At 70.7% G+C, this 14,474-nt stretch carries 11 protein-coding genes and 1 riboswitch; of the genes, 8 read left to right on the top strand and 3 right to left on the bottom strand.

Features of this window, described 5'->3' with window-relative positions:
• The first annotated feature begins 157 nt into the window (after window positions 1-157).
• Genes SNOUR_RS11800 through SNOUR_RS11790 form a run of 3 tightly spaced genes read left to right on the top strand, consistent with a single transcriptional unit; the run spans window position 158 to window position 2,527 of the window.
• Window positions 158-646 (top strand): DUF1453 family protein, encoded by a 489-nt coding sequence (locus tag SNOUR_RS11800; RefSeq protein ID WP_067346315.1) that lies wholly within the window; start codon window positions 158-160, stop codon window positions 644-646.
• Window positions 647-677: 31 nt separating this feature from the next.
• Entirely contained in the window at window positions 678-1,844 is a 1,167-nt protein-coding gene (locus SNOUR_RS11795) for a sensor histidine kinase (protein WP_067346314.1), read from the top strand.
• On the top strand, window positions 1,841-2,527 hold the full coding sequence (locus SNOUR_RS11790; protein ID WP_067346312.1) for a response regulator transcription factor: 687 nt from the start codon (window positions 1,841-1,843) through the stop codon (window positions 2,525-2,527). Before SNOUR_RS11795 ends, SNOUR_RS11790 begins: the two co-directional genes overlap by 4 nt.
• 603 nt (window positions 2,528-3,130) lie before the next feature.
• Here SNOUR_RS11790 and SNOUR_RS11785 read toward each other — a convergent pair.
• Window positions 3,131-4,150 carry a ferredoxin family protein gene (locus tag SNOUR_RS11785; protein ID WP_067346310.1) on the bottom strand — a complete coding sequence of 340 codons (1,020 nt, stop codon included), beginning with the start codon at window positions 4,148-4,150 and terminating at the stop codon, window positions 3,131-3,133.
• A 484-nt stretch (window positions 4,151-4,634) separates the two neighbouring features.
• Here SNOUR_RS11785 and SNOUR_RS11780 point away from each other — a divergent pair, with 484 nt between their 5' ends.
• Complete coding sequence (locus SNOUR_RS11780; protein ID WP_067358173.1) at window positions 4,635-5,747, top strand: CobW family GTP-binding protein; 1,113 nt, start codon at window positions 4,635-4,637, stop codon at window positions 5,745-5,747.
• Between the two features lie 202 nt (window positions 5,748-5,949).
• Here the strand turns inward: SNOUR_RS11780 and SNOUR_RS11775 are convergent, their stop codons facing one another.
• Window positions 5,950-8,394: a DNA gyrase/topoisomerase IV subunit A gene (locus SNOUR_RS11775; protein ID WP_067346308.1), complete on the bottom strand. Its 2,445-nt coding sequence runs from the start codon at window positions 8,392-8,394 to the stop codon at window positions 5,950-5,952.
• Window positions 8,395-8,706: 312 nt separating this feature from the next.
• On the opposite strand from SNOUR_RS11775, the gene SNOUR_RS11770 reads away from it, so the two are divergent.
• From SNOUR_RS11770 to SNOUR_RS11755, 4 genes are all read left to right on the top strand, one after another.
• Window positions 8,707-10,047, top strand: a complete 1,341-nt coding sequence (locus tag SNOUR_RS11770) for a M16 family metallopeptidase (protein WP_067358171.1) — start codon at window positions 8,707-8,709, stop codon at window positions 10,045-10,047.
• 38 nt (window positions 10,048-10,085) lie between these two features.
• On the top strand, window positions 10,086-11,468 hold the full coding sequence (locus SNOUR_RS11765) for a M16 family metallopeptidase (RefSeq protein WP_067358168.1): 1,383 nt from the start codon (window positions 10,086-10,088) through the stop codon (window positions 11,466-11,468).
• Window positions 11,469-11,769: 301 nt separating this feature from the next.
• Window positions 11,770-11,925: riboswitch (cyclic di-AMP (ydaO/yuaA leader) on the top strand.
• A 13-nt stretch (window positions 11,926-11,938) separates the two neighbouring features.
• On the top strand, window positions 11,939-12,718 hold the full coding sequence (locus tag SNOUR_RS11760) for a M23 family metallopeptidase (protein ID WP_067346307.1): 780 nt from the start codon (window positions 11,939-11,941) through the stop codon (window positions 12,716-12,718).
• Window positions 12,719-12,963: 245 nt separating this feature from the next.
• Window positions 12,964-13,650, top strand: a complete 687-nt coding sequence (locus SNOUR_RS11755; RefSeq protein WP_067346305.1) for a GntR family transcriptional regulator — start codon at window positions 12,964-12,966, stop codon at window positions 13,648-13,650.
• A 510-nt stretch (window positions 13,651-14,160) separates the two neighbouring features.
• Here the strand turns inward: SNOUR_RS11755 and SNOUR_RS11750 are convergent.
• The gene (locus tag SNOUR_RS11750) at window positions 14,161-14,442 is read right to left on the bottom strand and encodes an HPr family phosphocarrier protein (protein WP_039640687.1); all 282 of its coding nucleotides are present in this window, start codon (window positions 14,440-14,442) and stop codon (window positions 14,161-14,163) included.
• Between the last annotated feature and the right edge of the window lie 32 nt (window positions 14,443-14,474).

Below are 14,474 nucleotides of genomic sequence, written 5' to 3'. Positions count from 1 at the left end.
CGGTCACAGCGCGGTACGGGCGCCTCTCCACCCACGGGTGGAGAGGCGCCCGTCGCCATTTCCACCCACGTCCCACCCTGGCTCCGATCCGGGCCACGGGGCTCTCTCCGTAGCGTCGGGAGCGTCGAAATTCCCCGTCCCACGGAGGCTTCAGGCCATGAGCGGCTTGCTCAACATCGCTGTGCTCGTCGCGATCGTCGCGATCGTCTTTGCACGGCAGTTCACGGCGCAGCGCGTCACGTCGGAGGGCAGGAAGTGGTGGCTGATGCCGGTCATCCTGGTCTTCCTGGCGCTGCGGCAGCCCGGCCTCCTGGACCCCGCCCATCGAGCCGCCTCCGTGGTGCTGCTGCTCGCGACGCTCGTGATCGGACTGGCCGGCGGAGCGGCCTGGGCGTGGACCACACGCCTGTGGACGGACGAGAACGGCGCGGTGTGGACCAAGGGAACCTGGGCGGCGGCTGGCGTATGGCTCGGTGGCATCGCGCTGCGCTTGGGACTCATGGGTGTAGCCGCCGTCCTGGGGGTCCACCAGAGCAGCCAGTCGACCCTGCTGTCCGTAGCCGCGATGCTGCTCACCCGTGCCGGTGTGACCGCCTGGCGGGCCCAGGGGCTCCAGCGGACGTACGGTGTCCCTGTCGCGGGCTGAGGCCCTGCGCCGCGCACCGAAAGGACCTGAAGTGCCGCCGAATGCCTGGACGCGATGGCCACTGCGGGAGGCACTCTCGAAGGAGGGCCTCAGCGAGACCCGTCTGTGGATCGGCCGCGGCATCCGCGTCATCGTGCTTGTCGGCCTGCTCTGGGCCACCTTCGGGGGAGGGGCCTTCAGCGGTTGGGGACTGGCCGCGGCGGGTGCCGGAGTCGTCATCGCCGTGCTGGCGTTCCGAGGCTTCTTCCGGATGACACTGGAGCGGCGGATCTGGCCCTCCATCGCGCTGTTCGCCCTACTGGAGGCCACCGCCTTCGGTTTTTTTCTGGTCGGCGCCCGTTTGCCGGCGATCGTCGTGTGGTGCGCCTGCGCCATGACGGCGATGGAGCGACTGCCGCTCAGCGCCGGGGTGCCGTGTTCCGCCCTCGCACTCGGTGCGTTCGCCGTGGTGAACAGCGACAACTGGCTGACCACCGCCGTGACCGCCGCGGGCCTGGCGCTGGCCGGCTACGTCGTACGCCTGGACGCCGAGGCGCGCGGCAGTACGCAGCGGCTGCTGGTCCAGGAGCGCGCGGCCCGCAAAGCCGAGGCGGAGACTGCGGCCCTTGCCGAACGGGGGCGGATCGCTCGTGAGATCCACGATGTCCTCGCGCACAGCCTGAGCGCCCAGTTGGTGCATCTGGAGGCGGCTCGGCAACTGATCCAGCGCAGCAGCGATCTGGAGGCGGATCGCGCACAGCTGCTGGAGCGGGTGGTGGCCTGCCGTGGGATGGCGCGAGAAGGGCTTGACGGCACGCGTGAGGCCCTTTCAGCCCTCCGGGGCGAGATGGCCCCGGTCGAGGACTTCCTGCGCCGTCTGGCGGCCGCTGAGGGCGCGCAGTTGGACGTCGTGGGCGAGCCGCGCGCACTCTCCGCGGAAGCGGGACTCGCTATCCGAAGGGTCGCCCAGGAGGCACTGACGAACGTGCGCAAGCACGCACCGGGAGCCCGCGTGCGGCTGCGGCTGGAGTACGACGAGGGCAACGTGGGCTTGGTGGTGCGGGACTTCGGCGGTCGTGGCAAACCGGGTGAGCTCGCGAAGAGCGGTTCCGGGTACGGTCTCCTCGGGATGCGGGAGCGCGCCGAACTCCTCGGCGGAACGCTGGAATCCGGCCCCGACGAGGAGGGTTTCGTGGTGTGGTTGAAGGTGCCCGCATGACGGCGCGTACCACGACGCGTGTGGTCGTGGCCGATGACCAGACGGTGGTGCGCGAGGGCATCGTGATGCTGCTGGGGCTGCTGCCGGGCATCGAGGTCGTCGGTTCGGCGGCCGACGGCGACGAGGCTGTCCACCTCGTTGCCGAACTCGCCCCCGACGTCGTCCTGATGGATCTGCGGATGCCGCGCTGCGATGGTGTCGAGGCCACTCGCCGCATCCGCACGGACCATCCCGGAACCCAGGTCGTGGTGCTCACCACGTATGCCGATGACGACTCGCTCTTTCCTGCCCTGCAGGCCGGCGCTCGTGGGTACCTCACCAAGGACGCGGACGGGGACGAGATCGTCCGCGCCATCGACGACGTGCTCTCGGGCGACGCGGGGCTGTCACCGAAGATCCAACGTCGCCTGCTGGAGCGCATCGCCGAGCCCGCACCGAGCCGTCCCGAACCGCCCGCAGAGCCGCCGGACGGGCTCACCGCCAGGGAGGTGGAGGTGCTGCGTCTCGTGGCGGGGGGCCAGACCAATCCGGAGATCGCCCGTACCCTGCACGTCTCCACGGCGACGGTGAAGACGCACATCAACAACCTGTTCGCCAAGGCGGGACTACGCGACCGGGCGCAGGCGATCCACTATGCCTACCGGCACGGCCTCGCGGAGCCTCCGGGGGCGTCCGCACGGTGAGCCGACGCGGAGAGAAGCTTGCCGGCCCTGTCGGGACAGTGCTGGTGGCGCCGGCGGACCGTTGCTCTTGCCGCGGGCGTCGTGAGGGTCGGATGGTGCTCCGCGGCCGTGGGCAGGGAGCGGTTTCCCGCGCCCGAGGGCTCACGCCGGGACGACTTGAGCGCACGGCGGAGTCAGGGTCGGGGCCGGCGCGGAGTTATCCACAGCCCGCGCGGTTGCGGATTGTGTGTGCGTAGCCTCGCAGGGTCAGGTCCGAAGCCGGTGGTCCGTTCCATGTCGCTCGGTGGCTGCCACGCAGCGCCGCGTTGAGCGGGTGAACGCACCGGCCGGGGTGCGCGTGGGGACAGCGCGCGGAGGGGAGCAGGCATGTGGGCCGCAGGCGCTGGCGCGGGGCCGTCGGATGTGAGGGTACGGGGCAACCGGAGTGCGGCAACCGTGCTGCGGTCTATGGGGCCGATGTTGAGTCTGGGGTTCGCCGCGACGCTGGGACTGGCGTTGGGGGTTGCGTTGGCCCGCGCCGTGGAGACCGGCGCGGGACCGGTCGACACGGAACGGAACCCCGGTCGGGGCGGTGAAGCGGCGGAGCCGGATCCACCGCCGGAATCAGAACGACGGAAGCGCGGGCGAGCGGGACTGCCCCGCAGCAACGCCGTCCGCGAGCGCGGTGATGGAGGCGACCGCCATACGCGTCGGTGGACCGAGCGGCGCACCACAGCTGGCGGGCGCAGGAGCACCATCGGCCCGCTGATCGACCACGACTCTCCAGCCTCGCCCGTCCGCATGCGCAACGGTGACGGCCCAACTGTCAACGGAGTTCGCCATCGGTCCGTCTCCGGGCGTGGGTCCGTGGCCACTCCCCGGTCCGGCCGGTTCGGGCCGCACCGGATCGGTCCGTACGACGTCGAGTGCGTCCGCGCGACGCTCCCGGATCAGCTCGCGGACCGCGAGGTCGGCGGCCTGGGCCGGCCGGTCCCACGTCGAACGGCCCCGGCACTGGTCGAGCGCGACGAGACCACCTCGCACCGCTTCCACGACATCCTCGACCAGCTGAGTCGAGGCGCGTCCGTAGGCGTAGCCATAGGGGAGGACGAACAGAGTGGGGGAGAAGCGGTGACCTCCGATGTGCGTCACCTCCCACGTCGCGCCGCCCTCGGCGGCCAGCTCGGCGGCCAGCGGGCGGCCGAGGAGCGCACAGCAGCGATCCCGTTTGCCGTTGGTGCACACAAGCACCACAGGTTCGCCGGTGTACGGCTCCCAGAGACCGAGATGGTCTCCGGCTCCCGCGGCGGCGAAATCCAGCCCGAGCGCGGCTCGCGGGTCGGTGACGGTGGTGGTGCGGATCCAGGAACGGCCGGGAGCGGTGTGCGCGAGAAACAGCCGACGCCGGGGGGTGCCGTGAAGGTCGGCATGGCGCCCGGGCCGGCGGATGAGAGCAACGCGCACGCCAGTACCTTCTGCCGCGGCTTCCAGGGCCCGGCCGACGTGCGGGTCGAGGTGGCTGTCCGCCAGCGCCTTGGCTCCCCACGGCCCGGTCTGCTCGATCAGCAGCCAGGTCTGGGCGGTGGCTGCCGTTCCGGCGAGAGGTTCGGACGCTTCGAGGGAAGCGGTAGCGCATGTGCTCACGAAGGTGAGCCTAACCCGGAGGGGCATGCCCGGAATGCCGGGAGGACCGCGAGGCATGCCACGACGAGTGGCGGTGGTCTGTCGTGCCTCCGGTACAGCGGAATCGGGCACGGGGGCCGAAGGCTGCGACGCCGCCCGGCGCGGCCGAAACGCAGGAGGCCGACGCCGAAGGCACCCAATGAGGGTCGGGGGCGGCGGTGACATTGGTGTGCAGGCGTCGCAGGCCCCAGACGGTTGGCGGGGCGGACCTCGTCCATCGGTAGGTCTGAAACTTCGAGAGCAACCGTGCAGTGGCCAGAGGAGTGGGTGCTCCTGATACGGCACGGTCGCTGTCCACGACCGCTATGGCTTGTTTGATCCGGGGCGGTCTCCGGGCCGGACGGGTAGCAGGGCGGGGCCTTTGGCATGGGCGGTCCGTTACGATCGACAGCTCGTCCGCCGCCGGGCCGTGCGGCCCGCCACCCGCACCATGGAGGCGCTCCCCTTGGCCACGCAACAGATCCCGGTCGTCGTGCTCGCGGGCTTCCTGGGGTCAGGCAAGACCACCCTCCTCAACCACCTGCTGCGTGCCGGCGACGGCACCCGTATCGGTGCGATCGTCAACGACTTCGGCAGCATCGAGATCGACGCCATGACGGTCGCCGGGCAGGTCGACTCGATGGTCTCGCTCGGCAACGGGTGCCTGTGCTGTGCCGTCGACACGAGTGAGCTGGACACCTACCTGGAGCGGCTGGCCCGCCCCGCGGCCCGTATCGACGTGATCGTGATCGAGGCCAGTGGACTGGCCGAGCCGCAGGAACTCATCCGCATGATCCTGGCGAGCGACAACGACCGGATCGTCTACGGCGGACTGATCGAGGTGGTCGACGCAGCGGAATTTGCGGACACTCGCGTTCGGCACCCCGAACTGGACCGGCACGTCGGGATCGCCGACCTCGTGGTGCTCAACAAGGCCGACAGGATCGGGGACGACGCGCGTCAGGAGCTCATCGGCACGCTCGGGGATCTCGCTCCCGGCAGGCCGGTGATCTGCACGGCGTACGGGCGTATCGATCCGGAGATCTTCTTCGACCGCGGGCCTGGGGAGGACCGCGACGCGGCTGTGCGCCAACTGTCCTTCGAGGACCTGCTGCGCGAGGCTTCCGCCAACGGAGCCCCGGGCCAGGCGATCGATGGCGGTGGCGACCACGACCACCGGAGTTGCCATGACTGCGAGCATGGCGACGCCGGGCACCTGCACGCCGCCTACGAGAGCGTGGAGTTCACGTCCGCCGAGCCGATGCATCCGCGCCGCCTGATGGAGTTCCTCGACAGCCGACCCGGCGGCCTCTACCGCATCAAGGGGTTCGTCCACTTCGACGTTGCGGAGAACCGTCAGAAGTTCATGTTGCACGCTGTCGGCAACTTCCTGCGCTTCTATCCCGAGCCGTGGCCGAAGGGGGAGGAGCGGTGCACTCAGCTGGTGATGATCGGCAGCGGTATCGATGCTCCGGCGCTGCGCAAGGAGCTGGAGAACTGCCGCCAGACCGTGCCGGCGGAGGCCGATGAGAACAGCATGTGGGGCGTGCTGCGGTACGTGCCCGAGCAGGAGGCGTGAGCGCGGCGGCCGGAGTGCCGTGTGCCGTCGGTTTGCCACGGAGAGGCGCGGTCAAGGGGAGTGTCTCCCGAGGCCGGGAGTTGATGTCGTAGGCGCCGCTACAGGCGGCAACGCTCTCCACACCGGTTCCCGGGCGTACAACTGACGCCGCCGGGGTGGTCGTTCACCACCCCGGCGGCGTCGTGTGTGCAGGCCGTCGTGGTTACACCGGACCGGCCAGTGCTGCCACCGGCTTCTCCAGCGCCACTCCGGAGCCGTCCCGGCGGGGATCCGGCTCCGGCAGCGGTACCGGCGCCCCCTTGGCGTCAGCGGCCCGCACCGGCGCCGGGCCGGCCCAGGCCATCGTCAGGCAGTCCTCGCCCTTCAGGAACCGCTGGCACCGCACACCGCCGGTCGCCCGGCCCTTGCGCGGGTACTGGTCGAACGGCGTGAGCTTGGCCGTCGCCACCGAATCGTCCAGCGTGCCGTGCGACCCGGCGACCGTGAACACCACGGCGTCCACGGCCGGATCGACCGCCGCGAAGGCGATCACCTTCGCGCCCTCGCCCAGCTTGATGCCGGCCATACCGCCCGCCGGCCGGCCCTGCGGCCGCACCTGTGCCGCCGGGTACCGCAACAGCTGCGCCTCGTCGGTGATGAAGACCAGGTCCTCCTCGCCCGTACGCAGCTCCATCGCGTCCACGATGCGGTCGCCCTCCTTGAGGGTGATGACCTCCAACTCGTCCTTGCTGGACGGGTAGTCGGGCACCACCCGCTTCACGACGCCCTGCTCCGTACCGAGCGCGAGACCCGGCGAGGACTCGTCCAGCGTCGTCAGGCACACCAGCCGCTCGTCGTCCTGCAGGCTCAGGAACTCCGAGATCGGCGCGCCGCCGGCGAGGCTGGGCGTCATGGTGTCCGGAAGCTGCGGCAGATCGATCACCGCCAGCCGCAGCAGCCGCCCGAAGGACGTCACCGCACCCACCTCGCCGCGCGCGGTCGCCGGCACCGCCGAGACGATCACGTCGTGCTTGCCGCGCTTGGCGTCGGCGTCGAACGACGTCTCCGCCGTCGTGGTGCGCGCCAGCAGGCCCGTGGAGGACAGCAGCACCCGGCACGGGTCGTCGGAGACCTCCAGCGGCACCGCGGCGATCGGGGCGCCCGCCGACTCCTGCAGAACCGTGCGGCGCGCCGTGGCGTACTTCTTGGCGACCACGGCCAGCTCGCCCGAGACCAGCTTGCGCAGCTCGGCGTCCGATTCCAGGACCCGGGTCAGGTCCGCGATCTCGGACTCCAGCCGGTCCCGCTCCGCCTCCAGCTCGATCCGGTCGAACTTGGTCAGCCGCCGCAGCGGGGTGTCCAGGATGTACTGGGTCTGCACGTCGCTCAGCGAGAACCGCTCGATCAGGCGCTCCTTGGCCTGGGCGCTGTTCTCGCTGGAGCGGATCAGGCGGATGACCTCGTCGATGTCCACCAGGGCGGTCAGCAGACCCTCGACCAGGTGGAGCCGGTCGCGCCGCTTGGTGCGGCGGAACTCGCTGCGACGACGCACCACGTCGAAGCGGTGGTCGACATAGACCTCCAGCAGCTCCTTCAGGCCCAGCGTCAGCGGCTGGCCGTCGACCAGGGCGACGTTGTTGATGCCGAAGGACTCCTCCATCGGTGTGAGCTTGTAGAGCTGCTCCAGCACGGCCTCGGGGTTGAAGCCGTTCTTGACCTCGATCACCAGTCGCAGGCCGTGTTCGCGGTCGGTGAGGTCCTTCACGTCCGCGATGCCCTGGAGCTTCTTGGCCCCCACCAGATCCTTGATCTTGGAGACGACCTTCTCCGGGCCGACCGTGAAGGGGAGTTCGGTGACGACCAGCCCCTTGCGGCGGGCCGTGACGTCCTCCACCGTGACCGTGGCGCGGATCTTGAACGTGCCGCGGCCCTTCTCGTACGCGTCCCGTACACCGCCCAGGCCCACGATCCGGCCGCCCGTCGGCAGGTCCGGACCCGGTACGAAGCGCATCAGGGTGTCGAGGTCGGCGTTCGGGTGCTTGATCAGGTGGCGGGCCGCGGCGATCACCTCGCCGAGGTTGTGCGGCGGCATGTTCGTCGCCATACCGACGGCGATCCCGGACGACCCGTTGACGAGAAGGTTCGGGTACGCGGCGGGGAGGGCGACCGGCTCCTGCTCCTGGCCGTCGTAGTTGGGCGTGAAATCGACGGTGTCCTCGTCGATGGACTCCGTCATCAGGGACGTCGCCGACGCCATCCGGCACTCGGTGTACCGCATCGCGGCGGGCGGGTCGTCATTGCCCAGGGAACCGAAGTTGCCGTGCCCGTCCACCAGGGGCAGCCGCATGGAGAACGGCTGCGCCATGCGCACCAGGGCGTCGTAGATCGACGCGTCGCCGTGCGGGTGGAGCTTACCCATCACCTCGCCGACGACCCGGGCGCACTTCACATAGCCGCGGTCGGGCCGCAGGCTCATTTCGTTCATCTGGTAGAGGATGCGGCGGTGTACGGGCTTGAGACCGTCGCGGGCGTCCGGCAGGGCGCGCGAGTAGATGACCGAGTACGCGTATTCAAGGAAGGAACCCTGCATCTCATCGACGACGTCGATGTCGAGGATCCTCTCCTCGAAGTCGTCCGGCGGCGGGGTCTTCGTGCTGCGGCGGGCCATCGCGGCTGCGGCTCCTTTTGCTGCGTCTACTGCCGATGTGTGATCAACGCTGTTGGGTCAACGCTTCGGACCCACACTGGGATCAACGTTGACCGGCCGGCCGGCGGACCGACCGGCGAGTCCGATGAGTCTGACGCGGACCATTGTGGACCGCCCCACTGACAACGCTCACCACGACTCCCCCCTTGACGCCCCGCAGGCGCCCACGGCGCACGTTCGGGGCCTTCCTCACGGGAACTTCGCCAGATGCCGACGCGGTTGCATACAGTGACAGAACTTCCTCGCAAGCGGATCGAAGGGACGTACATGCCCATGGGTCACACGGCCACAGAACAAGCCGGCTCCGGCGGCCTGACAGCGACCGAGCACCGGCTGGCCAACGGCCTGCGCGTGGTGCTCTCCGAAGACCATCTGACGCCGGTGGCAGCCGTCTGCCTCTGGTACGACGTCGGCTCGCGCCACGAGGTCAAGGGCCGTACGGGCCTGGCTCACCTCTTCGAGCACCTGATGTTCCAGGGGTCCGCGCAGGTGAAGGGCAACGGCCACTTCGAGCTCGTCCAGGGCGCCGGTGGCTCGCTCAACGGGACCACCAGCTTCGAGCGCACCAACTACTTCGAGACCATGCCCGCCCACGAGCTGGAGCTCGCCCTCTGGCTGGAGGCGGACCGGATGGGCTCGCTGCTGGTCGCACTCGACGACGAGTCCCTGGAGAACCAGCGCGACGTCGTCAAGAACGAGCGCCGTCAGCGCTACGACAACGTCCCCTACGGCACGGCCTTCGAGAAGCTGACGGCCATGTCCTACCCGGAGGGCCACCCGTACCACCACACCCCCATCGGGTCGATGGCCGACCTCGACGCCGCCTCCCTGGAGGACGCGCGGGCCTTCTTCCGCACCTACTACGCGCCCAACAACGCGGTCCTGTCCATCGTGGGCGACATCGACCCCGAGCAGACGCTGGCCTGGGTGGAGAAGTACTTCGGCTCGATCCCGTCGCACGACGGCAAGCAGCCGCCCCGCGACGGCGGTCTGCCCGACACCATCGGCGACCAGATCCGCACGGTCGTGGAGGAGGACGTCCCCTCCCGTGCCCTGATGGCCGCCTACCGCCTCCCGCACGACGGCACCCGCGAGGCCGATGCCGCCGACCTCGCGCTCACCATCCTGGGCGGCGGTGAGTCCTCCCGCCTGTACAACCGCCTGGTGCGCCGCGACCGGAGCGCGGTCGCCGCCGGCTTCGGCCTGCTGCGGCTGGCCGGCGCGCCCTCGCTGGGCTGGCTGGACGTCAAGGCGTCCGGTGGCGTGGAGGTGCCCGCCATCGAGGCCGCGGTCGACGAGGAGCTGGCCCGCTTCGCCGAAGAGGGGCCGACCCCGGAGGAGATGGAGCGGGCGCAGGCCCAACTGGAGCGCGAATGGCTGGACCGGCTCGCCACGGTCAGCGGGCGCGCCGACGAACTGTGCCGCTTCGCCGTCCTGTTCGGCGACCCGCAGCTCGCGCTCACCGCCGTCCAGCGCGTCCTGGAGATCAGCCCGCTGGAGGTGCAGACGATCGCCAAGGCCCGCCTGCGCCCCGACAACCGCGCCGTGCTCGTCTACGAGCCCACCGCGCAGACCGACGCCGCCGGCACCGAGGAAGAGGAGGCGGCCAAGTGACCGACGCCACCACCCCCGCAGACGCCCCCGTGAGCACCATGGAGTTCCACCCGCAGCCCCGGGGCGGCGCCCCCAAGCCGTGGGCCTTCCCGGCCCCCGACCGCAGCCGGCTGGCCAACGGGCTGACCCTCCTGACCAGCCACCGCCCCGGCCAGCAGGTCGTCGCCGTGGAGGTCAACCTCGTCGCCCCTCTGGAGACCGAGCCCGAGGGCCTCGACGGCGTCGCCACGATCATGGCCCGCGCCCTGTCCGAGGGCACCGACAAGCACACCGCGGAGGAGTTCGCCGCCGAGCTGGAGCGCTGCGGCGCCACCCTGGACGCGCACGCCGACCACCCCGGTGTGCGGGTCTCCCTGGAGGTCCCCGCCTCCCGGCTGCCGCGCGCCCTCGGGCTGCTCGCCGACGCACTGCGCGCCCCCGCCTTCCCCGACAGCGAGATCGAGCGGCTCGTCCGCAACCGCCTCGATGAGATCCCGCACGAGCTGGCCAACCCGGCCCGGCGTGCCGCGATGGCGCTGTCGAAGGAACTGTTCCCGGCCACCTCCCGGATGTCCCGGCCCCGCCAGGGCACCGAGGAGACCGTCGCGAGGATCGACGCGGCCGCCGTCCGCGCCTTCTACGACGCGCATGTCCGGCCCGCCACCGGCACCGCCGTCATCGTCGGCGACTTCACCGGCGTCGACCTGGACGCGGCGCTGGCCGACACCCTGGGCGCCTGGACGGGTTCCACCGCCGAGTCCCCGAAGCCCTCCGCGGTCGTGGCCGACGACGCGGGCCGCGTGGTGATCGTCGACCGCCCGGGCGCCGTCCAGACGCAGCTGCTCATCGGGCGGGTCGGCGCCGACCGGCACGACCAGGTGTGGCCCGCCCAGGTGCTCGGCACGTACTGCCTGGGCGGCACTCTCACGTCCCGGCTGGACCGGGTGCTGCGCGAGGAGAAGGGCTACACCTACGGGGTGCGCTCCTTCGGGCAGGTGCTGCGCTCCTCCGCCCCGTCCTCGCCGGAGGGGGCCACCGGCGCCGCCCTGCTCGCCATCAGCGGGTCGGTGGACACCGCGTCCACCGGGCCGGCCCTCCAGGACCTGTGGACGGTGCTGCGCACCCTCGCGGCGGAGGGGCTGACGGACACCGAGCGGGACGTCGCGGTGCAGAACCTCGTCGGTGTCGCGCCGCTGAAGTACGAGACCGCCGCGGCCGTCGCGGGGACGCTGGCCGACCAGGTGGAGCAGCAGCTCCCGGACGACTACCAGGCGCAGTTGTACGCCCGGCTCGCCAAGACCGGCACGGTCGAGGCGACCGCGGCGGTCGTGAGCGCCTTCCCGGTGGACCGGCTGGTGACGATCCTGGTCGGTGACGCGGCGCAGATCGCCGAGCCCGTCAAGGCGCTGGGCATCGGCGAGGTGACGGTCGTCAGCGGCTGATCCCGTCGGGTGACGGGCGGTCAGCAGACGGCTCGTCACTTATCGACAAAGCGGCTCCCGTGGTGGTCACTTGCCACGGGAGCCGCTGTGTGTGTGCGCGTCGGGTGCGTGACTTCCGAGGCGCGCACGGCTCCGTGGGATCACGCTCCGCGGGCGGTCGGAGATGCCCGGCCGGTTGTGTCGGTTGCCCGTTTCGCGTGTGGCGTGGCGCACAAAAGTCCGGTTCTGTTTGCCGATTGAAAGTTGTCCCGATTAGCGTCGGTCCGGCTGTTCGTCACAAGTCCGCCGCAACAGTGGCACCGGACAGTCATCGCCGAGTCCCCGTACGGCGCGAGCCAGGGGAGCCGGGGACCCACACGTCCCTTGGGGTGAATCGGGCGCCTCTCCGGAGGAACCCGTAGGAGACCTTCCTGCTCCGAACCCGTCAGCTAACCCGGTAGGCGAGAAGGAAGGAAAGGACCAGCCAGTACATGGCGTTCACCCGTGCCACCGGGAAGCACCGCCGCGCGACCCGCACCGCCCGTACCACCCGCAACCTCGCCGGCATAGCCACCCTCGCCGCCTCCGGTGTCGTCGCCTCCGTGGCGTCGCCCGCGCTGGCCGCCACGGGCGAGGCGGCCCACCACGACACCGGCCTCCAGCAGGCCGTCGTGATGGGTGACGAGCTCGCCGTCCGGATCGAGGCCCAGGCCGACGCGCAGCAGGCGGCCGCCGAGGCCACCGTGGCCCGGGCGAAGGCCGAGGCGGAGGCCCTGCGGCTGGCCGAGGTGGCGAAGAAGAAGGCCGACGAGGAGCGCGCGGCCAAGGTGCGCGCCGCCCGCGAGGCCGAGCGCAAGCGCCTCAACACCTTCGTCGCCCCCGTCACCGGCTCCTACGTCTCCACCGCGTACAAGGCGTCCAGCGGCCTGTGGTCCTCCGGCAGCCACACCGGTATCGACTTCCACGCCGCCTCCGGCACGTCCGTCCACGCCGTGGGCTCGGGCACCGTCGTCGAGGCCGGCTGGGGCGGCGCGTACGGCAACAACATCGTGATCAAGATGAACGACGGCACGTACACCCAATACGGTCACCTGTCGTCGATCGGGGTGACGGTCGGCCAGACGGTGACCCCCGGGCAGCAGATCGCCCTCTCGGGCAACACCGGCAACACCACCGGCCCGCACCTCCACTTCGAGGCGCGGACGGGCCCCGACTACGGCTCGGACATCGACCCCGTCGCCTACCTGCGCGCGCACGGCGTCACCGTCTGACCTCATCCGGATCTCTCCGCCGCAACACCGTCCCCCGGAGCCCCGGCCCGCCACCCTGGTGGGCCGGGGCTCCGTCGTCCCCCGGGGCCACCGGCGCACCGCCCGCCCGGAGGCCCTGTGCACCGGCCGAAAAGCGCCGGTGAATTCACGACATGCTGAGGGAAAACTCTCCGCGTTCGAATAGAGTCGGAGAAAGTCGCCGACGGGGCGGCACTTTTTCGCAGATTACGGCGGAGGCACGGACGATGCGAGGCCATATTTCCGCGCATGCGGTGTGCACAGCGATTCGCGACGACATCGTCTCCGGCGTACTCGCGCCGGGGAGTCGGCTGATCGAGGACATTCTCGCCGCGCGCTACGGCGTTTCCCGGGTCCCCGTGCGGGAAGCGCTGCGCACCCTCCAGTCCGAGGGATTCGTCACCACCCGCCACCACGCGGGCGCCTGCGTCGCCGAACTCGACGAACAGGAGGCCGCCGACCTCCTCGACATCCGTGCCCTCCTGGAGCCGCTGGGTGCCGCCCGCGCGGCCGCCCGCCGCAGCTCCGCCCACCTGAAGGTGTTGCGCGGCCTGGTACGGCTCGGCCGGGAGCGGGCCCGCCACGGCCACCCCGCCGACCTGCGCCAACTGGACAGCTGGTTCCACGAGACGCTCGCCCAGGCGACCGGCAGCCCCAGCCTCACGGCACTGCTCACCCAGCTGCGGCGCAAGATCGAGTGGATGTACGTGGTGGAACCGCCGACCCGGGTCACCGACTCGTGGGACGAACACGGTGCCGTGCTTGACGCGATCGCCCGGGGGGACGCGGAACGGGCCCGTGCCCTCATGGTGGCCCACATCGAGCGGTCGCTTCCCGTGTACCGGCTGCGGCGCGCCGCTCCCGTGGTGAGGGAGCCGAAACCAGCCGTCAACACGGCACGCGCCCGCGCTTAACAATCGCCCCGTATACAAAGAGATGGCGTAGCGGAATTGCCGCGATGGGGAAGGAAGGCGAACGGGGCGGGAGGGGTGGGGCGGGATAGAGCGGAGAGTTCGTGCTTCGCAACCCCGCAACCCCTGATTCGGTATTCCGTTTTCGGGAATCCAGTCTCGATCGAGAATTCTGCAGGCTGAAGGAAAAGAGCTCCGACCGGGGACGGGTATTCCTGGACGCCCTGAGCGATGCATGGCGGGGCGGGGGATTCGCGAAGCACTGTCCCGCGCCCTAACGGCTCGCCGCCCGCCCTCTCCGGCCGCCCGCTTCCGGCCCGGCAGCGTGACGCCGGCCGCCGAATCCGCCTCCCGTCGCGGTCCCGGGTGACGTGAGACTCGACGGCCCAAGAAGGACTGCCGCCGCGCCGCCGCCCAAGCAGACGACCCCGCCGCAGTACCCGGTTGTCCCGGTCACCGCGGCGGGGCCGCATGAGCAGAAGGGTGAGTCGGGACGTGGGGCCCCGGTGCTCCTCAGACGGTCTCGGGGAGCTCCTCGAGGCCCTCCGCGACCAGCTTCGCCAGACGGTCGAGCGCAGCCTCGGCACCATCGGCCTCGGAGGCCAGTACGATCTCCTCGCCACCCTGGGCGCCCAGGCCCAGAACCGCGAGCATGGAGGCGGCGTTGACGGGGTTGCCGTCCGCCTTGGAGATCGTTATCGCGACACCGGAGGCGGTGGCCGCTCGGACGAAGATCGACGCGGGGCGGGCGTGCAGGCCCTCGGCCCAACCGACATTGACGCGGCGCTCAGCCATGGTGTTGCCCTTCAAAGTCGTGACTGTTGTCT

It is taken from the genome of Streptomyces noursei ATCC 11455 (genome assembly GCF_001704275.1).
In the GTDB taxonomy this organism is placed as follows: domain Bacteria; phylum Actinomycetota; class Actinomycetes; order Streptomycetales; family Streptomycetaceae; genus Streptomyces; species Streptomyces noursei.
The sequence above is the reverse complement of the archived record's forward strand: the minus strand, read 5'-3'. Positions and strand labels throughout refer to the sequence as shown.

Coding starts and splice junctions, on each gene's coding strand:
- SNOUR_RS11800 (WP_067346315.1), top strand. CDS start 158: ATGAGCGGCTTGCTCAACATCGCTGTGCTCGTCGCGATCGTCGCGATC.
- SNOUR_RS11790 (WP_067346312.1), top strand. CDS start 1,841: ATGACGGCGCGTACCACGACGCGTGTGGTCGTGGCCGATGACCAGACG.
- SNOUR_RS11775 (WP_067346308.1), bottom strand. CDS start 8,394: ATGGCCCGCCGCAGCACGAAGACCCCGCCGCCGGACGACTTCGAGGAG.
- SNOUR_RS11770 (WP_067358171.1), top strand. CDS start 8,707: ATGGGTCACACGGCCACAGAACAAGCCGGCTCCGGCGGCCTGACAGCG.
- SNOUR_RS11765 (WP_067358168.1), top strand. CDS start 10,086: ATGGAGTTCCACCCGCAGCCCCGGGGCGGCGCCCCCAAGCCGTGGGCC.
- SNOUR_RS11760 (WP_067346307.1), top strand. CDS start 11,939: ATGGCGTTCACCCGTGCCACCGGGAAGCACCGCCGCGCGACCCGCACC.
- SNOUR_RS11755 (WP_067346305.1), top strand. CDS start 12,964: ATGCGAGGCCATATTTCCGCGCATGCGGTGTGCACAGCGATTCGCGAC.
- SNOUR_RS11750 (WP_039640687.1), bottom strand. CDS start 14,442: ATGGCTGAGCGCCGCGTCAATGTCGGTTGGGCCGAGGGCCTGCACGCC.